The sequence below is a fragment of the Rahnella sp. BIGb0236 genome (genome assembly GCF_004364755.1).
Lineage (GTDB): Bacteria > Pseudomonadota > Gammaproteobacteria > Enterobacterales > Enterobacteriaceae > Rahnella > Rahnella victoriana.
This window is the reverse complement of the sequence record NZ_SOAO01000004.1, coordinates 409678-427220: the sequence shown is the minus strand read 5'-3', so window position 1 is coordinate 427220 and position 17543 is coordinate 409678. Positions and strand designations below refer to the sequence as shown.

Annotated in this window: 26 protein-coding genes and 1 rRNA gene; 6 read left to right on the top strand and 21 right to left on the bottom strand. The window is 49.1% G+C overall.

The features are described 5' to 3' along the window. Positions 1 to 65 (bottom strand): 16S ribosomal RNA (locus EDF78_RS11735); the annotation flags it as partial. 524 nt (positions 66 to 589) lie between these two features. Here EDF78_RS11735 and EDF78_RS11730 point away from each other — a divergent pair. Beyond that, entirely contained in the window at positions 590 to 1132 is a 543-nt protein-coding gene (locus tag EDF78_RS11730) for a gamma carbonic anhydrase family protein (RefSeq protein WP_095925230.1), read from the top strand. A 52-nt stretch (positions 1133 to 1184) separates the two neighbouring features. Here the strand turns inward: EDF78_RS11730 and aroE are convergent, their stop codons facing one another. From aroE to dprA, 5 genes are read right to left on the bottom strand one after another with little or no spacing between them, the layout of a single operon-like run. Beyond that, on the bottom strand, positions 1185 to 2012 hold the full coding sequence (gene aroE, locus EDF78_RS11725; RefSeq protein ID WP_133823143.1) for a shikimate dehydrogenase: 828 nt from the start codon (positions 2010 to 2012) through the stop codon (positions 1185 to 1187). A 3-nt stretch (positions 2013 to 2015) separates the two neighbouring features. Then, complete coding sequence (gene tsaC / locus EDF78_RS11720) at positions 2016 to 2585, bottom strand: L-threonylcarbamoyladenylate synthase type 1 TsaC (RefSeq protein ID WP_133823142.1); 570 nt, start codon at positions 2583 to 2585, stop codon at positions 2016 to 2018. Beyond that, positions 2578 to 3138: a type I DNA topoisomerase gene (locus EDF78_RS11715; RefSeq protein WP_095923739.1), complete on the bottom strand. Its 561-nt coding sequence runs from the start codon at positions 3136 to 3138 to the stop codon at positions 2578 to 2580. The genes tsaC and EDF78_RS11715 overlap by 8 nt, the downstream gene beginning before the upstream one ends. 24 nt (positions 3139 to 3162) lie before the next feature. After that, positions 3163 to 3636, bottom strand: coding sequence for a DUF494 family protein (locus EDF78_RS11710; RefSeq protein WP_133823141.1), 474 nt, complete (start codon positions 3634 to 3636; stop codon positions 3163 to 3165). Next, positions 3608 to 4777 carry a DNA-protecting protein DprA gene (dprA, locus tag EDF78_RS11705; protein ID WP_133823140.1) on the bottom strand — a complete coding sequence of 390 codons (1170 nt, stop codon included), beginning with the start codon at positions 4775 to 4777 and terminating at the stop codon, positions 3608 to 3610. The genes EDF78_RS11710 and dprA overlap by 29 nt, the downstream gene beginning before the upstream one ends. 128 nt (positions 4778 to 4905) lie before the next feature. Between dprA and def the strand changes: the two genes are divergently transcribed. The 5 genes from def (at position 4906) to mscL (ending at position 9723) form a co-directional block, all read left to right on the top strand. Beyond that, positions 4906 to 5418 (top strand): peptide deformylase, encoded by a 513-nt coding sequence (gene def / locus EDF78_RS11700; RefSeq protein WP_119825222.1) that lies wholly within the window; start codon positions 4906 to 4908, stop codon positions 5416 to 5418. 1 nt (position 5419) lies between these two features. After that, a complete protein-coding gene (gene fmt, locus EDF78_RS11695) occupies positions 5420 to 6379 on the top strand; it encodes a methionyl-tRNA formyltransferase (protein ID WP_208294474.1) in 960 nt (319 codons plus the stop codon). Between the two features lie 75 nt (positions 6380 to 6454). Further along, positions 6455 to 7744: a 16S rRNA (cytosine(967)-C(5))-methyltransferase RsmB gene (gene rsmB, locus EDF78_RS11690; protein ID WP_131693880.1), complete on the top strand. Its 1290-nt coding sequence runs from the start codon at positions 6455 to 6457 to the stop codon at positions 7742 to 7744. Between the two features lie 60 nt (positions 7745 to 7804). Further along, complete coding sequence (gene trkA / locus EDF78_RS11685; RefSeq protein ID WP_095923745.1) at positions 7805 to 9181, top strand: Trk system potassium transporter TrkA; 1377 nt, start codon at positions 7805 to 7807, stop codon at positions 9179 to 9181. Between the two features lie 125 nt (positions 9182 to 9306). After that, complete coding sequence (mscL, locus tag EDF78_RS11680; protein WP_095923746.1) at positions 9307 to 9723, top strand: large-conductance mechanosensitive channel protein MscL; 417 nt, start codon at positions 9307 to 9309, stop codon at positions 9721 to 9723. Between the two features lie 20 nt (positions 9724 to 9743). Here mscL and EDF78_RS11675 read toward each other — a convergent pair whose 3' ends face one another. The 15 genes from EDF78_RS11675 to rplF all read right to left on the bottom strand — a co-directional run bounded on the left by EDF78_RS11675 (position 9744) and on the right by rplF (position 17534). Next, on the bottom strand, positions 9744 to 9944 hold the full coding sequence (locus EDF78_RS11675) for a ribosome alternative rescue factor ArfA (protein ID WP_095923747.1): 201 nt from the start codon (positions 9942 to 9944) through the stop codon (positions 9744 to 9746). A gap of 98 nt (positions 9945 to 10042) precedes the next feature. Further along, on the bottom strand, positions 10043 to 10459 hold the full coding sequence (gene zntR / locus EDF78_RS11670) for a Zn(2+)-responsive transcriptional regulator (RefSeq protein ID WP_095923748.1): 417 nt from the start codon (positions 10457 to 10459) through the stop codon (positions 10043 to 10045). A 2-nt stretch (positions 10460 to 10461) separates the two neighbouring features. Next, complete coding sequence (locus EDF78_RS11665) at positions 10462 to 10830, bottom strand: DUF1992 domain-containing protein (RefSeq protein ID WP_095923749.1); 369 nt, start codon at positions 10828 to 10830, stop codon at positions 10462 to 10464. A gap of 171 nt (positions 10831 to 11001) precedes the next feature. Next, a complete protein-coding gene (gene rplQ / locus EDF78_RS11660) occupies positions 11002 to 11391 on the bottom strand; it encodes a 50S ribosomal protein L17 (RefSeq protein WP_013573706.1) in 390 nt (129 codons plus the stop codon). Positions 11392 to 11431: 40 nt separating this feature from the next. After that, positions 11432 to 12421 (bottom strand): DNA-directed RNA polymerase subunit alpha, encoded by a 990-nt coding sequence (gene rpoA / locus EDF78_RS11655; RefSeq protein WP_002919219.1) that lies wholly within the window; start codon positions 12419 to 12421, stop codon positions 11432 to 11434. Positions 12422 to 12446: 25 nt separating this feature from the next. Beyond that, on the bottom strand, positions 12447 to 13067 hold the full coding sequence (gene rpsD, locus EDF78_RS11650; protein WP_095923750.1) for a 30S ribosomal protein S4: 621 nt from the start codon (positions 13065 to 13067) through the stop codon (positions 12447 to 12449). 30 nt (positions 13068 to 13097) lie between these two features. Then, positions 13098 to 13487, bottom strand: a complete 390-nt coding sequence (rpsK, locus tag EDF78_RS11645) for a 30S ribosomal protein S11 (protein WP_004929731.1) — start codon at positions 13485 to 13487, stop codon at positions 13098 to 13100. Positions 13488 to 13504: 17 nt separating this feature from the next. Next, positions 13505 to 13861 carry a 30S ribosomal protein S13 gene (gene rpsM, locus EDF78_RS11640; protein ID WP_013573704.1) on the bottom strand — a complete coding sequence of 119 codons (357 nt, stop codon included), beginning with the start codon at positions 13859 to 13861 and terminating at the stop codon, positions 13505 to 13507. A 148-nt stretch (positions 13862 to 14009) separates the two neighbouring features. Beyond that, the gene (gene rpmJ / locus EDF78_RS11635) at positions 14010 to 14126 is read right to left on the bottom strand and encodes a 50S ribosomal protein L36 (RefSeq protein ID WP_012768118.1); all 117 of its coding nucleotides are present in this window, start codon (positions 14124 to 14126) and stop codon (positions 14010 to 14012) included. Between the two features lie 33 nt (positions 14127 to 14159). Further along, positions 14160 to 15491, bottom strand: a complete 1332-nt coding sequence (gene secY / locus EDF78_RS11630) for a preprotein translocase subunit SecY (protein ID WP_014333605.1) — start codon at positions 15489 to 15491, stop codon at positions 14160 to 14162. A gap of 7 nt (positions 15492 to 15498) precedes the next feature. After that, positions 15499 to 15933: a 50S ribosomal protein L15 gene (gene rplO, locus EDF78_RS11625; RefSeq protein WP_013573702.1), complete on the bottom strand. Its 435-nt coding sequence runs from the start codon at positions 15931 to 15933 to the stop codon at positions 15499 to 15501. Between the two features lie 3 nt (positions 15934 to 15936). Continuing rightward, complete coding sequence (gene rpmD, locus EDF78_RS11620; protein WP_013573701.1) at positions 15937 to 16116, bottom strand: 50S ribosomal protein L30; 180 nt, start codon at positions 16114 to 16116, stop codon at positions 15937 to 15939. Between the two features lie 6 nt (positions 16117 to 16122). Continuing rightward, entirely contained in the window at positions 16123 to 16623 is a 501-nt protein-coding gene (gene rpsE / locus EDF78_RS11615; protein WP_013573700.1) for a 30S ribosomal protein S5, read from the bottom strand. 14 nt (positions 16624 to 16637) lie between these two features. Next, a complete protein-coding gene (gene rplR / locus EDF78_RS11610; RefSeq protein WP_013573699.1) occupies positions 16638 to 16991 on the bottom strand; it encodes a 50S ribosomal protein L18 in 354 nt (117 codons plus the stop codon). A gap of 9 nt (positions 16992 to 17000) precedes the next feature. Continuing rightward, positions 17001 to 17534 carry a 50S ribosomal protein L6 gene (gene rplF, locus EDF78_RS11605; RefSeq protein ID WP_119825232.1) on the bottom strand — a complete coding sequence of 178 codons (534 nt, stop codon included), beginning with the start codon at positions 17532 to 17534 and terminating at the stop codon, positions 17001 to 17003. Between the last annotated feature and the right edge of the window lie 9 nt (positions 17535 to 17543).

Below are 17543 nucleotides of genomic sequence, written 5' to 3'. Positions count from 1 at the left end.
TCGACTTGCATGTGTTAGGCCTGCCGCCAGCGTTCAATCTGAGCCATGATCAAACTCTTCAATTAAAAGTTCGATTTGCTTCAACAAGTGAAGCGGTGCTCAAAGATTACTTCGTAATAATTCAACTAAATGAATTACTGCTTGGTCACTCTAAGACTTGATATTTTTTTGCCACCGAAGTGGCTGATATCGTCTTGTGAGTGCCCACACAGATTGTCTGATAAATTGTTAAAGAGCAGTGAGTTACGCGCTTTCGCTTGCTAACTCGAGGTGGCGTATATTACGCTTTCCTCATTCAGTGTCAACCGTTTATTTCATCCGGTCATCACTGTTTTTAATCTTTCCGACCCGGTTACTTCGTGATGTTGTTCACGTTGTTCCCTGTCGATGGAGCGGCATTATAGGGATCCGAATTTTTTGCACAAGCCTTTTTTCCAATAAAAGGATCGACTGCGTGTTTTTCGACCCTTTCGCGGAGATCTCACCCGATCCGCTGGTTTTGACACCGATCTCAGCGGGTCCAAATTGGTATTTCCTCTGACCCGAACTATATTGCCAAGGTTATAACTCACTTATGGGGTACTTACAGATGTCTGAGGCTTTACGTATTTATCAGGGATTAACACCCACATTGGGCGAAAGAGTCATGGTTGATCCCTCCAGTGTGGTCATTGGCGATGTGGATCTTGCGGATGATGTCAGCATCTGGCCGTTAGTTGTCATACGTGGTGATGTGAATAATGTCGTGATCGGCTGCAGAACCAATGTTCAGGATGGCAGTGTGCTACATGTGACCCATCAGTCACGACACAATCCCGAGGGCTATCCTCTAATTATTGGGGAAGATGTTACTGTCGGACATAAAGCAATGTTGCATGGCTGCACAATCGGAAATCGGGTTCTGGTCGGGATGGGATCCATTTTGCTGGACGGGGCGATTGTAGAAGATGATGTCATGATTGGTGCCGGTAGCCTGGTTCCACCGGGCAAGACGCTTGAAAGTGGCTACCTCTATTTAGGCAGCCCCGTTAAGCAGATACGGGAGCTGACCTCTGAAGAACTCGCAGGACTGACGTACTCTTCTAATAACTATGTGACATGGAAAGATCTCTATCTGTCGCAAGAACAATAAAGAAGTGCGTTGCCTGAACAGTAATGAATCCGGACTGTTCAGGCATTACCGGTTATCCCAGCAAATCTTCCTTTAGCTGTTCCAGCACAGGTTCTATCTCCGGCATCACGCCATGCCATAAATAGAAAGCATGAGCCGCCTGCCCCACCAGCATGCCCAATCCGTCGGCATAACGGGTTACCCCATTATTTATAGCCCACGCAATAAAAGGCGTTAATCCTGCCTGATAATACATATCGTAGACGCGAGTCCGGGCTGTCAGTACTTTTTCGGGGATCGCCGGGATCTCACCTTTGATACCCGATGCTGTGGCGTTAATAATCAGATCGAAAGATTCATCAGCCAGATCCACTAATGCTACCGCCCGGATGTCTCCTTTTTCTTCGAAAATATGGCTCAGTTGCTGCGCCCGTTCAAACGTCCGGTTTGTGACGATCACTGAACAGCCATAAGACAACAGAGGAAGGATCACCCCACGCGCGGCACCACCCGCACCGACCAGTAAAACCCGGTTGCCGTGCTGCAAAAGCGCCAGCCGCTCCAGATCACTCAGCATACCGATGCCATCCGTGTTATCCCCAAGCAGTCGCCCATCCTCACATATTTTGAGGGTGTTAACCGCTCCGGACAGCGCAGCACGTTCCGTCAGCTCATCAGATTGTGCAAAAGCACGCTCTTTGAAAGGGACAGTAATATTGGCACCACGCGCGCCGCCTTCAAAAAAGGATCGCAGCGTTTCTTCAAACGTTTCATGCGGAGCCAGAACCGTACCATAGGTGTGATCAATTCCCGTCTGGCTGGCAAACAGCGCATGAATACGCGGGGATTTACTATGGCCGATAGGATTCCCAAATACTGCAAAGGATGGCGTGACTTTCATTGTTTAGCCCTGACGAATAAGGTTGCCGGTAATGGCATCCCTGATTTCAGATGGATTGTCTCTTCCTCCCACATGGCCATTCAGCACCGGGAAAACATTGCCAAACTGGCGTCTGACCTCGTCGGAAAGTCGGCACGGCGGCTGGCCATTCAGATTGGCACTGGTGGACACCAGCGGTTTGCCAAACTTTTGGCAGAGTTCTTTTACCAGGGGATGATCGGTGACACGGACGGCCAGCGAGCTGAAACGGCCAGTTAACCAGTCTGGTGTCGATGGCTTCGCCGGCATCACCCAGGTGACCGGGCCGGGCCAGAATGACCAAATATGCTGAAGTTGCTGCTCAGTTAATGATGAGTCATCGATATAGGGAAGGAGTTGCTGGTAGCTGTCAGCAATCAGAATCAGTCCTTTATCTTTAGGCCGCTTTTTAAGTGCCAGAAGGGCCTCTACTGCTTGTTCACTGTCAGGATCACAACCCAGACCGAATACTGCTTCTGTCGGATACGCAATGACTTGTTGCCCGCGCAGCGCTTCAAGCACTGTGCTTAATGTATTTTCTGTTTCTTTATTCATCTTGTTCGTTATCTTTTATTTCGACGGCGTTACCGCACAATTTACTGGCACAGAATAACTTTATTCCCCGAGCCGTTTTCTTTTCCATCAATAAGGGGTAGTGGCAATGTTCGCACTCACCCGCCACCGGCTTATTGTTGATAGCAAACTGGCAATCCGGGTAACGGTCACAGGCGTGGAAAGCTTTACCAAAACGTGATTTTCGTTGTAGTAAATGACCTTTTCCACATTGCGGGCATCCGAGGCTGGTTTCTTCAGGTTTATCGATGGCTTCAATATGGTCACATTCAGGATACTGACTGCAGCCAATAAACATTCCATAGCGGCCCTGACGCAGCACTAAAGTAGATTCACATTTAGGGCATGCTTGTCCCTCCAGAATTTTCACAATATGACCATCTGCCTGTGATTTCAGGGGACGAATATATTGGCATTGTGGATAGGATGAACAACTGAGAAAAGGGCCGTGGCGACCACTACGGATCACCAAACCGGCCCCGCATTCTGGACAGGATCCATTTTGCTTCTCAGCAAAAAGTGCTGCTTTTGTCATAGGTTACGTTTTACCTGTTATCTCTTAATGGAGATAACCTTCATTAACTTCAAATAATAGCTCTTCCATTTGCTGATACGCACTTTCATATCCGGGAATATTAAACAGAACCATCAGCACGACCCATTTCAGATCCTCAAGATCAAATTCCTCAGTGTCCAGAGCCATAACACGATCGATAACCATCTCCCTGGTATCGAAATTCAATACTTTGATCTGTTCAAGGAACAACAGAAAACCACGACAACTGCAATCTATCCGACTTGTTTCCTCATCGGTGTAAACACGCAATGCTGAAGGATCAGAATCCAGCATATAAGATGGGGTTCCACCCTCTTGCATATCCGCAAGTTTTTCAAGCCAATTCAGCGCATTGTGAATATCGGCCCGGTGAAAACCAGCCTCGGTCAAGTCATCCGTTAACCTATCCTCGTCAACATTCATCTCCGCTTCGTTGTGAATGTAAGTTTCAAATAAGTACATTAGTACGTCGAACATGGCTTGCCCTCTTAATTCGGACATAGCCGCCGGATACAGCTGCGATCCATCCTGCTAACTCCAGCTCGAGTAGTTTACCTACCACTTCTGGCACAGGTTGGCCGGCACGTTCGGCGACGACGTCAACAGATGTCACCTCATATTCTACGTTAGCCAACACATCAGCAAATGGCAATTCAACTTCGCTATCTGATGCACAAATAATCGCCTCTGACGCCGTTAATCGTTTCGCCGGTGTCCGTTTATAAGACTCTGAAGACTGGATATTGGGAAACCACGTCAGCCCGCTTCCTATCTGTTCAGCGATATCATTGGGTGCCGTCACCAGATACGCCCCCTGCTGAATCAGCCAGTGCGTGCCTTCTGAGGTGGCACTTCCCAACGGGCCGGGTAACGCGAAAACTTCTCTTCCCTGTTCCAGCGCATAACGCGCGGTAATCAGTGACCCGCTGCGCAACGTTGCCTCAATCACAAGCACACCGGCACTTAACCCGCTAATCACACGGTTCCGCCGGGGGAAATGAGCAGCTAAAGGCGGAGCCGTTACCAGATGCTCAGAGACCAGAGCCCCTCCCTGCTCAAGGATATGGTCCGCAAGCTTTGCATGCTGGAGTGGATAACGGTTCAGCAGTCCGCTGCCCAGTACCGCAATCGTCTTCCCCTGAGCCTCTAATGTTGCCCTGTGGCTGATGCCATCAATCCCCATTGCCAGTCCGCTGGTGACGGTAAAACCGCTGCTGACAAGGCCACCGGCAAAAACCTGAGCATATTGTTCGCCGTAGTGCGTGAAATTTCGGCTACCCACCATTGCGATTTGCGCAGACTGGAGCAGGTCAGCGGTGCCTTCGACGAACAACATTAAAGGTGGGGAGGATATTTGTGCCAGCAGCGGCGGATACAACGCGCTGCCGAACGTCACCAGGTGGCGGTTGTCCCCTTCCAGCCATCGCAGAGATGCTGACACCCACTTTTGACTGAGATGCTGAAAGTCTGCGACCTGTTCGGCTGAAAGACCACAGACGGGTAACGCTGACGGGGAATACGTTCCGCGACAAAATAATGCCTGAACGATCTCAAGGGCATGTCTTGCACCGAGGCGTTTCACCGCAGATAAACGTATCCATACTTCCTGTAATGTCATTGTCCTTTCCCTTCTCAATGCCTTTCGGCGACTGATTCAATTGGCAGAGGATGCTGTCAATCGGGGCAGGAAATGTCTAGAATAGAGTCTATATATCTTCAATCAATTGAATAAAGATCCAGAAAAATATGTCCGTATTACAGATATTACATTTCCCAGACGAGCGGCTTCGCATAACTGCAAAACCGGTCAAAGAAGTTAACGCCGAAATCCAGCAGATCGTGGATGATATGTTTGAAACCATGTATGCAGAGGAAGGCATTGGTCTTGCTGCTACTCAGGTCGACATTCACCAACGGATCATCGTTATTGATGTCTCTGAAAATCGCGACGAGCGTCTGGTTCTCATCAACCCGGAATTGCTGGAAAAGAGCGGCGAAACGGGGATTGAAGAAGGCTGCCTGTCGATCCCGGATCAACGGGCGCTGGTGCCACGTGCGGAAAAAGTTAAAATTCGCGCACTTGACCGTGAAGGCAAATCCTTCGAACTGGAAGCTGATGACTTGCTGGCAATTTGTATCCAGCATGAAATGGATCATCTGGTGGGCAAATTGTTCGTGGATTATTTGTCTCCACTGAAACGTCAGCGTATTCGCCAGAAAATGGAAAAAATGGCCAAGCTGAACGCACGGGCTGACTAATATTCGTGTAACACAGGACACTGCTTTGCGAATCATATTTGCCGGTACTCCCGACTTTGCAGCGCGTCATCTCGACGCGCTTTTATCATCAGAACATCAGGTTGTCGGTGTTTTCACTCAGCCTGATCGCCCGGCTGGCCGCGGAAATAAACTCACCGCAAGCCCGGTAAAAGTTCTGGCTCAAACCCACGACATTCCTGTTTTCCAACCTAAATCGTTACGCCCTGAAGAAAACCAATCGCTGGTTTCCTCGTTAGAGGCTGATGTCATGGTTGTTGTTGCTTATGGTTTGATTTTACCTAAAGCAGTGCTGGATATGCCGAAACTGGGCTGCATCAATGTGCACGGCTCTTTGCTGCCGCGCTGGCGTGGCGCCGCGCCGATCCAACGTTCTTTGTGGGCTGGCGACGCCAAAACAGGCATCACGATCATGCAGATGGATGTCGGGCTTGATACCGGTGACATGTTGCATAAAGTCGAGTGTGACATCCTGCCCGAAGACACCAGCGCATCGCTTTATAACAAGCTGGCCGAACTTGGCCCGCAAGGCATGCTGGAAACTCTTGAGCAGTTGGCAAACGGTACCGCCAGACCGGAAGTTCAAAGCGAAGAACACGTCACTTACGCTGAAAAACTGAGCAAGGAAGAGGCCCGTTTAGACTGGAACTTATCCGCTGAACAACTCGAGCGTTGTATTCGCGCGTTTAATCCCTGGCCTGTCAGCTTTTTCATGATTGAAGAACAACCGGTTAAAGTCTGGCAGGCGGAATGTTTGTCAGAGAAAAGCAGTGCGGCTCCCGGAACCATTGTGTCTGCCAACAAAAAAGGCATTCAGATTGCGACGGCCGACGGGATCCTGAACATTACCCAGCTACAACCTTCGGGTAAAAAAGCGATGTCTGCACAAGACTTGCTGAACTCTCGTCGCGAATGGTTTACCGAAGGCACCTGTTTAGCCTGACCATAACGACTACGCCCGATATTTCGTCGGGCCTTATCTCTCTGATGATGCTGGCTCCGGTCAGCTTTTTTGACTATGAAAACAGCCTATAATCTCCGTAGCATTGCCGCCCAAGCCATCAGTCAGGTTCTGGACAAAGGTTTATCCTTGTCTACCGTGCTTCCTGGTCTGCAAAAAAATGTCTCAGAAAAAGATCGCGGACTCCTTCAGGAACTGTGTTTTGGTACGCTTCGGGTTCTTCCTCAGCTGGAATGGTGTTTGCAGCAACTGATGGCAAAACCTCTCACTGGTAAGCAAAGAACTTTGCATTACTTGCTGATGGTTGGCCTGTATCAGTTAATCCACACCCGTATTCCGGCGCATGCCGTTCTTGCTGAAACTGTGAACGGTGCCGTGGCACTGAAACGTCCTCAGCTTAAAGGCCTTATCAACGGTGTTTTACGTCAGTTTCAGCGACAGCAGGAAGAATTACTGCCCCGCATGGCCAACAATGACAGCCGTTATCTTCACCCAAGCTGGCTGCTTAACCGCCTGAAAAAAGCCTATCCAGCTGATTGGGAAGCGATTATTGAAGCAAACAATCAAAGGCCACCAATGTGGTTGCGCGTCAACAGAATGCACCATACCCGCGAAGAATACCTGCATCTGCTGAATGAAGCCCAGATTGAAGCCATGCCGCATCATGAGTACAGCGATGCATTAAGGCTGATGACACCTTGCCAGGTGAACCTGCTTCCTGGTTTTGCTGAAGGCTGGGTCACCGTACAGGATGCTTCGGCGCAGGGCAGTGTTGATCTGTTGGATCCGCAGAATGGCGAATTGATCCTCGATTTATGTTGTGCGCCTGGCGGTAAAACAACTCACATTCTGGAAGCTGCACCAAAAGCACATGTTCTCGCAATTGATGTGGATGAGCAGCGTTTGAAACGCGTTCATGAAAATCTGCAGCGCCTGAAACTGAGTGCAGAAGTGAAACAAGGTGATGGCCGTGAGCCGCAGGCGTGGGCCGGTGATCGCCTCTTCGATCGGATTTTGCTTGATGCCCCTTGCTCAGCGACCGGTGTTATTCGCCGACACCCTGATATCAAATGGCTGCGCCGGGACAGCGATATTGCCGAACTGGCGAAGCTTCAGAGAGAAATTCTTGAAGCTGTCTGGCCACGATTAAAAAGCCAGGGTGTCATGGTTTACGCCACCTGCTCAATTTTGCCAGATGAAAATTGCCAGCAAATCGCCGCGTTTCTGGCATCTCATCCGGAGGCAACGCTGGTTGAAACCGGAACGGCGGAAAAACCTGGCCGACAAAATCTTCCCCATGCTGAAGATGGCGATGGCTTCTATTACGCTAAACTCATCAAAAGCTGATCATCTTGTATTAGTGCTTTTTACGCAGGCTGATACCTTCGAGGCAAAGCAGAGAGTCATATGAAAATAATAATTCTCGGGGCCGGGCAGGTTGGCGGAACACTCGCCGAAAACCTGGTGGGTGAGAACAACGACATCACGGTTGTCGATACGAATACCGTCCGGCTGCGTCAGCTTCAGGATAAATTCGACCTGCGGGTCGTCCAGGGTCACGGTTCACATCCGCGCGTACTGCGAGAGGCCGGTGCGGAAGATGCCGATATGCTGGTCGCTGTGACCAATTCGGACGAAACCAATATGGTGGCGTGTCAGATCGCCTACTCGCTTTTTAATACCCCCAATCGTATTGCCCGCATTCGTTCAACCGAATACATCCGTGAATCCGAAAAGCTCTTCCATCCGGAAGCCGTGCCGATTGATCACCTGATTTCGCCAGAACAACTGGTGACGGATTACATCTACAAACTCATTGAGTATCCGGGTGCATTGCAGGTGGTGAATTTCGCTGAAGGGAAAGTCAGCATTGCCGCAGTAAAGGCCTACTACGGCGGGCCGTTAGTGGGCAACGCGCTGTCTTCAATGCGTGAGCATATGCCGCATATTGAAACCCGTGTAGCCGCGATTTTCCGTCAGGATCGTCCCATCCGTCCGCAGGGTTCTACCATCGTTGAGGCTGGTGACGAAGTTTTCTTTGTGGCCGCTTCTCAGCATATCCGTGCAGTCATGAGTGAGCTTCAGAGGCTGGAAAAGCCTTATAAGCGAATCATGATTGTAGGTGGCGGTAATGTCGGCGCGGGTCTGGCACAACGGCTGGAAAAAAACTACAGCGTAAAACTGATCGAACGTGATCAACAACGTGCCGCTGAGCTTGCGGAAATCCTGCAGGACACCATTGTTTTCTATGGCGATGCGTCCGATCAGGAACTGTTGGCCGAAGAGCATATTGAACAAGTCGATGTGTTCATTGCAATTACCAATGATGACGAAGCCAATATCATGTCGGCCATGCTTGCCAAGCGCATGGGTGCCAAAAAAGTCATGGTACTCATTCAGCGCAGCGCGTATGTCGATTTGGTTCAGGGCAGCGTTATCGATATAGCAATTTCACCCCAGCAGGCAACCATCTCTGCGTTGCTGGGACACGTCAGGAAAGCGGACATAGTCAGCGTTTCATCCCTGCGGCGTGGTGTCGCTGAAGCGATTGAAGCCATTGCACACGGTGACGAGACAACATCTAAAGTTGTTGGCCGTACTGTAGAGCAAATCAAACTGCCGCCCGGCACGACTATCGGGGCGATTGTCCGCGGAAATGACGTAATCATTGCTAACGGTACCAGCCGGATCCAACAAGGTGATCACGTGGTGATGTTCATCACCGACAAGAAATTTGTCAGGGATGTAGAGCGCCTGTTCCAGCCAAGCCCATTCTTCTTATAATTCGTGTGTCACTGTTAATCGGATTTAGCGTTAATCAGGCTTTGGGTAAGAACTTTTGTAGCGAAGACACCACAAATGGTCTTTACTTGGTTTGTTATATTTGATGAATTTGCCAAGGAGTATTTATGAGTTTTATGAAAGAGTTTCGTGAGTTTGCCATGCGTGGCAACGTGGTCGACCTGGCTGTCGGTGTTATCATCGGGGCCGCATTTGGCAAAATAGTATCGTCATTTGTCGCAGATATTATTATGCCGCCACTGGGTTTACTGATTGGTGGGGTCGATTTTAAGCAGTTTGCTTTCGTACTCAGGGATGCTCAGGGAGCAACACCCGCCGTAGTCATGCATTACGGGGTATTTATTCAGAATATTTTTGATTTCGTCATCGTCGCACTGGCTATATTCTGCGCAATTACCTTGATGAACAAAATGCGTCGTAAGCAGGAAGACAAACCCGCTGCACCACCAAAACCTACTGCGGAAGAAACTCTGTTAGCGGAAATTCGCGATTTACTGAAAGAACAGCAGACACCAAAACTGTAAGCCCTCTCTGCGAAGACTTTTTAGAAGGGCAGTGTTGAATACTCAAGCGAACACTCAACACTGCCCTCCAGATAACTCCCCTTGCCATTTTTTTCTTTGCGCCGATAACTCCCTTTCCCCTTCTGATTTTTCTCAACTCTCTGTTTAAACAGCGGGTCATGAAGAAGTGCCTGCAATGCGTTATCCTGAATAGTGCCTTTCTGGTGCTTATAGTGGGACATATAACCTCGATTATTGTCATACATGTTGAACAAAATACGCGCACATCATACTGCGATAATTATTACTGTGAAAGCGGTTTATAAACAGGTGCGAAGGCTCATGCAACTTTTCCAGCACCATCTTCCAGTGCTTCCAAAATAGAACAACTTACACTGGTATGCGCGGAGCCGCAGCAGGCGGCACTGAGTCTCTGCAACGATTCGCGCATCTGATTAAGCTCTTTTAATTTCAACTCAACCTCGGCAAGTCTTTCATCTACGATGGATTTTGATTCCTGACAGGTGTGATGCAGAGGATCGATCCGAATCGAAAGTAACTCCTTAATCGCATCGAGTGTAAAACCCGTCGATTTGGCATAGCGAATAAATCGTAACCGCTGCACATCACTGTCGTCATATTGACGGTAACCCGAGGGATTACGTGTCCCCGCACTCATCATCCCCTGCTTTTCGTAGTAGCGGACGGTATCTGTGGATACATTTGCCAGGCTGGCAAGCTCACCAATTTTATACATGTCTATTTACCTTTGAATTTATCTATCAGTGCATTTTCGTAATGCCCGTGAAGGAAATCAGTATTCATTCCGGCTTGCTGTAAACGTAACTGCAAGACTTTCAGTCGCTTTTCAGTGGGCGCAAAGTTCGGGTCATCACTGCCTAATGTTTGCAGCAAATGATCCAGTTCGATTGCTTCCTTTCGATCCTGTAATTCCGGGGGTAAGTAACCCGCATTTTTGAGGATACGATAGGAGGTTCTGAGCTCATCCGGAACAGCGCTGTCATCATCCAGAACAAGGGGTTGTCCGCTTCCGGGCAGATTATCAAACTCGCCCTTTTCCTGAGCATCTTTGATGTGCTTTTCAACCCATTGATCAATCAAAAACATGATTTTCCTCTACTCATCAGAACGAATCATTGTGAATCATAGTCTCTGACTGACTGGCTTAAAAGAGGAAGAAACACAGGACAAATATTGCGGTAAGAAAAAGAAGTGGGGCACTAAAATTCAGATGTAAAAAAACCGGGCAAAAGCCCGGTTTTTTCATGCATCTACAGATTATTCAGCAGTTGCTACTTCTGCTTTTGACTCTGCACGATCAACGAGCTCGATGTATGCCATCGGCGCATTGTCGCCTGCACGGAAGCCACACTTAAGAATACGAGTGTAACCACCGGCACGGCTCGCGAAACGCGGGCCCAGTTCATTAAACAGTTTTGCCACGATCTCGTTATCACGAGTACGGGCGAATGCCAGACGACGATTTGCAACGTTGTCGGTCTTGGCAAGAGTAATCAGCGGCTCAACAACGCGACGCAGCTCTTTCGCTTTCGGCAGGGTCGTCTTGATGATCTCATGACGAACCAAAGAGCCGGCCATGTTACGGAACATAGCCTGTCGGTGGCTGCTGTTACGGTTCAGTTGACGACCACTCTTACGATGGCGCATGACCTTATCCTTCTCAGTAAAACCTTAACCTGTGATCCGGTTACTCGTCAGCAATACTTGCTGGTGGCCAGTTTTCCAGGCGCATGCCCAGAGACAAACCACGGGACGCAAGTACGTCTTTGATCTCAGTAAGAGATTTTTTACCCAGGTTAGGTGTTTTAAGTAACTCAACCTCGGTACGCTGTACCAGATCACCGATGTAGTGGATTGCTTCTGCCTTAAGGCAGTTAGCAGAGCGGACAGTCAATTCCAGATCGTCAACAGGGCGCAGCAGGATTGGATCGAATTCCGGCTTCTCTTCTTTGACTTCCGGTTGACGTACATCACGTAAATCAACGAAAGCTTCAAGTTGTTCAGCAAGAATGGTCGCCGCACGACGGATCGCCTCTTCAGGATCGATCGTACCGTTGGTTTCCATTTCGATAACCAGCTTGTCCAAATCAGTACGCTGTTCTACACGCGCTGCTTCAACATTGTAGGCAATACGCTCTACAGGGCTGTAGCATGCATCTACTAACAGACGACCAATTGGGCGCTCATCTTCTTCCGAATGAATTCGGGCAGACGCCGGCACATAACCACGACCGCGCTGAACTTTGATACGCATGCTGATAGCAGCGTTCTCATCGGTCAGGTGGCAGATGACATGTTGCGGCTTGACGATTTCGACATCACCATCATGGGTAATGTCGGCTGCAGTCACAGGGCCAATGCCAGACTTATTCAGGGTAAGAATAACTTCATCTTTCCCTTGAACTCTCACCGCCAGCCCTTTCAGGTTGAGCAGGATCTCCAGGATATCTTCCTGTACGCCTTCTTTGGTGCTGTACTCATGCAGTACACCATCAATCTCAACCTCGGTCACCGCGCAACCCGGCATGGATGAAAGCAGAATACGGCGCAGTGCGTTGCCTAAAGTATGGCCAAAGCCACGTTCTAAAGGCTCAAGGGTCACCTTGGCGTGCGTCGAACTGACTTGCTCGATATCTACCAGGCGCGGTTTTAGAAACTCTGTCACAGAACCCTGCATTGTGTCCTCTCTTTGGTACTAAGCTTTACTTGGAGTAAAGCTCGACGATCAGGTGTTCGTTAATGTCGGAAGACAGATCAGTACGTTCAGGCATACGCTTGAACACACCTTCCATCTTAGCAGCATCAACTTCAAGCCAAGTCGGCTTTTCACGCTGTTCAGCCAACTCCAAAGCGGCCTTCACGCGAGATTGCTTTTTAGCTTTCTCACGGATGCTGACAACGTCATTCGGAGATACCTGATAAGAAGCGATGTTAACAACGCGACCGTTTACCATGATAGCTTTGTGGCTAACTAACTGGCGGGATTCCGCACGAGTAGCGCCGAAGCCCATACGATAAACTACGTTGTCCAAACGACCTTCAAGCAGTTGCAACAGGTTTGCACCGGTGTTGCCTTTCAGGCGTGCTGCTTCTTTGTAATAGTTACGGAACTGACGCTCCAGAACACCGTAGATACGGCGAACTTTTTGCTTTTCACGTAACTGTACACCATAGTCAGACAGACGCGGTTTACGCGCACCATGCTGACCAGGAGCTTGTTCAATTTTACACTTGGTATCGATCGCGCGAACGCCAGATTTAAGGAATAAATCTGTGCCCTCACGACGGCTAAGCTTGAGCTTAGGACCCAAATATCTTGCCATTTTCTCTCTCCAACAAACCTAAAAGCAGCGTTATACGCGACGCTTTTTCGGCGGACGACAACCGTTATGAGGGATAGGAGTCACATCAGTAATATTAGTGATGCGGAAACCAGCCGCGTTTAATGCGCGGATAGTAGACTCACGACCAGGACCAGGTCCTTTAACCATAACTTCCAGATTCTTGATACCGTATTCTTTCACTGCGTCAGCGCAGCGCTCTGCTGCAACCTGAGCTGCGAACGGAGTGGATTTACGAGAACCACGGAAACCGGAACCACCAGCTGTTGCCCAACCCAAAGCATTACCCTGACGATCGGTAATGGTAACAATGGTGTTGTTGAAAGAAGCATGGATATGAGCCACGCCGTCAGAGACTTGTTTTCTTACACGTTTACGTGTACGAACAGGTGCCTTTGCCATTTATTCAATCACCCCGATTATTTCTTGATCGGTTTACGCGGACCCTTACGGGTACGTGCGTTAGTCTTGGTACGCTGACCGCGTACTGGAAGACCACGACGATGACGCAAACCACGATAAGTTCCAAGGTCCATAAGACGCTTGATGCTCAGGGTGACTTCACGACGCAGATCACCTTCAACAATGAACTTGGCAACTTCGTCACGCAGTTTTTCGATTTGCTCTTCAGACAGCTCACTGATCTTAACATTTTCAGCAATACCTGATGCAGCACAGATAGACTGTGAGCGGGTTTTGCCGATGCCGTAGATCGAAGTTAATGCGATCACGGTATGTTTCTGATCAGGAATGTTAATGCCTGCTATACGGGCCACTATGCACTCCTACTATTTATATACGGCAATACCATTCTGAAAAGCCCGTTTTCAGGATACTCAAATAGTATTGCTGCTTACATACAAAAGATTGGCTGGCTAATCTAGCCAGCTCAACCCAACTTTGCAAGAAAAATATGCGAGATAATCAGCCTTGACGCTGTTTATGCTTCGGTTCTGCGCTGCAGATTACGCGAACGATACCGTTACGCTTAACAATTTTGCAGTTACGACATAATTTCTTGACGGAAGCACGAACTTTCATTTTTACTCTCCGTAACTTCGCAAACTCACCAGATTAGCGGTTATAGCCTTTCAGGTTTGCTTTCTTCAATGCAGACTCGTACTGACTTGACATCATCAGAGTTTGCACTTGAGCCATAAAGTCCATGATAACGACGACTACGATCAGTAGAGAAGTACCACCAAAGTAGAATGGAACTTTCATCGCGTCACGCATGAACTCCGGGATAAGGCAGATGAAAGTAATATACATCGCACCAATTAAGGTTAAACGAGTCATCACTTTATCAATGTACTTCGCCGTTTGCTCTCCCGGACGAATTCCTGGTACAAATGCACCGGACTTCTTCAGGTTATCTGCTGTCTCACGCGGGTTGAACACCAACGCAGTATAAAAGAAACAGAAGAAGATGATTGCAGTCGCATAGAGTAACACATAAAGCGGTTGCCCAGGCTGCAAATACAGCGAAATCGTAGTCAGCCAGTTCCAACCAGTCCCGCCCCCAAACCATGATGCAATCGTGGCAGGGAACAGAATAATGCTGGAAGCGAAGATTGCTGGGATAACCCCGGCCATATTCACTTTCAACGGTAAGTGCGTGCTCTGTGCTGCATAGACACGACGACCTTGTTGGCGTTTAGCATAGTTAACGACGATACGACGTTGACCACGTTCAACAAACACCACAAAGAAAGTCACTGCAAACACTAAAACTGCAACCAACAGCAACAGGAGGAAGTGCAGGTCGCCTTGCCGAGCTTGTTCGATAGTATGGGCGATTGCTGGCGGGAGACCCGCTACGATACCTGCAAAGATAATGATTGAAATACCGTTACCGATACCTCGTTCAGTAATTTGCTCACCCAGCCACATCAGGAACATTGTCCCGGTCACTAAGCTCACAACTGCAGTAAAGTAGAACGCAAAGCCTGGATTTAACACCAGACCTTGCATACCAGGCATGTTCGGCAGACCGGTAGCAATACCGATCGACTGAAACACTGCCAATACCAGCGTACCGTAACGGGTGTACTGACTAATCTTACGACGGCCAGCCTCCCCTTCTTTCTTTATTTCTGCTAACGCTGGATGAACCACGGTTAACAGCTGGATAATGATCGATGCAGAAATGTACGGCATGATCCCCAGAGCAAAGATTGAAGCACGGCTAAGGGCACCACCAGAGAACATGTTAAACATTTCAATGATGGTACCTCTTTGCTGCTCGAGCAATTTGGCAAGTACAGCGGCATCAATACCAGGGATCGGAATAAAAGAGCCGATACGGAAAACAATCAGCGCACCGATAACAAACAAAAGTCTGCGCTTCAGTTCGCCTAGTCCACCCTTGGCACTTTGAAAATCTAATCCCGGTTGCTTAGCCATCTGCTACTTATTCCTCAATTTTACCGCCAGCAGCTTCGATAGCAACACGAGCGCCTTTGGTGACACGCAAACCACGCAGAGTTACCGCACGACCAACTTCGCCAGAAAGGATTACTTTCGCGAACTCGATCTGGATACCAACTACGTTAGCGGCTTTCAGCGCGTTCAGGTCGATCACGTCGCCTTCCACCAGAGCCAGTTCAGACAGACGAACTTCTGCCGTGATCATAGCTTTGCGGGAGGTGAAGCCGAATTTCGGCAAACGACGATATAAAGGCATCTGACCACCTTCAAAACCACGACGTACGCCACCACCAGAACGTGAGTTCTGACCTTTGTGACCACGACCGCCGGTTTTACCCAGGCCAGAACCAATACCACGACCTACACGCCTTGGCGCTTGTTTGGCACCATCAGCCGGAGACAGAGTATTTAAACGCATCTCTTACTCCTCAACCTTAACCATGTAGGAAACCAGGTTGATCATACCGCGTACAGCAGGAGTATCCTCGCGCTCAACGGTGTGACCAATACGACGCAGACCCAGGCCCAGCAGAGTAGCTTTATGCTTCGGCAGACGGCCAATGGAACTGCGAGTTTGTGTAACTTTAATAGTCTTTGCCATGGTTAATTACCCCAGAATTTCTTCAACGGATTTACCACGCTTGGCAGCGACCATTTGTGGGGATTTCATATTTGCCAAAGCATCGATAGTTGCACGAACCACGTTGATCGGGTTGGTGGAACCATAAGCTTTAGCCAATACGTTATGAACCCCTGCAACTTCCAGGACGGCGCGCATTGCACCACCGGCGATAATACCGGTACCTTCGGAAGCCGGCTGCATGAACACACGGGAACCCGTATGAGCACCTTTAACAGGATGCTGCAGGGTGCCGCTATTCAGCGCGACATTCATCATGTTGCGACGGGCTTTTTCCATCGCTTTCTGGATCGCTGCCGGAACTTCGCGTGCTTTGCCGTAGCCAAAACCAACGCGACCGTTACCATCACCAACTACTGTCAGTGCGGTAAAGCTGAAGATACGGCCACCTTTTACGGTTTTAGATACGCGGTTTACCGCGATCAGCTTTTCCTGCAGTTCGCCAGCTTGTTTTTCGATGTGAGCCATCTTAAACCTCTTCCTTAGAACTGAAGGCCAGCTTCACGGGCAGCATCTGCCAGTGCCTGGACTCGACCATGATATTGGAAACCGGAACGGTCAAAGGATACTTTCGTGATCCCTTTTTCCAATGCGCGTTCTGCGATAGCTTTACCTACAGCAGTGGCAGCATCTTTGTTGCCGGTATACTTCAGTTGCTCAGTGATAGTTTTTTCTACAGTAGATGCAGCAACTATTACTTCAGAACCGTTTGGTGCGATGACCTGTGCGTAAATATGACGCGGGGTACGATGTACCACCAGACGAGTCGCACCCAATTCTTTGAGCTTGCGGCGTGCGCGGGTCGCACGACGGATACGAGCAGATTTCTTATCCATAGTGTTACCTTACTTCTTCTTAGCCTCTTTGGTACGCACGACTTCGTCGGCGTAACGGACACCCTTACCTTTATAAGGCTCAGGACGACGGTAGGCACGTAAATCTGCAGCAACCTGACCGATTACCTGCTTATCAGCGCCTTTCAGCACGATTTCAGTTTGGGTCGGACATTCTGCAGTAATGCCTGCCGGCAGTTGGTGATCGACCGGGTGAGAGAAGCCTAAGGCTAAATTCACCACGTTGCCTTTAACAGCAGCACGATAACCAACACCTACCAGTTGAAGCTTTTTAGTGAAGCCGTCGGTAACACCTACAACCATAGAGTTCAACAGTGCACGAGTGGTACCCGCTTGGGCCCAACCGTCTACAGCGCCTTCGCGTGGAGCGAAAGTCAGTGTATTTTCTTCCTGTTTAACTACAACAGCGTCATGGATAGTACGTGACAGCTCGCCGTTTTTACCCTTAATCGAAATAACCTGACCGTTGAGTTTTACCTCTACGCCGGCAGGAATGACGACGGGTGCTTTTGCAACACGAGACATTCTTTCCTC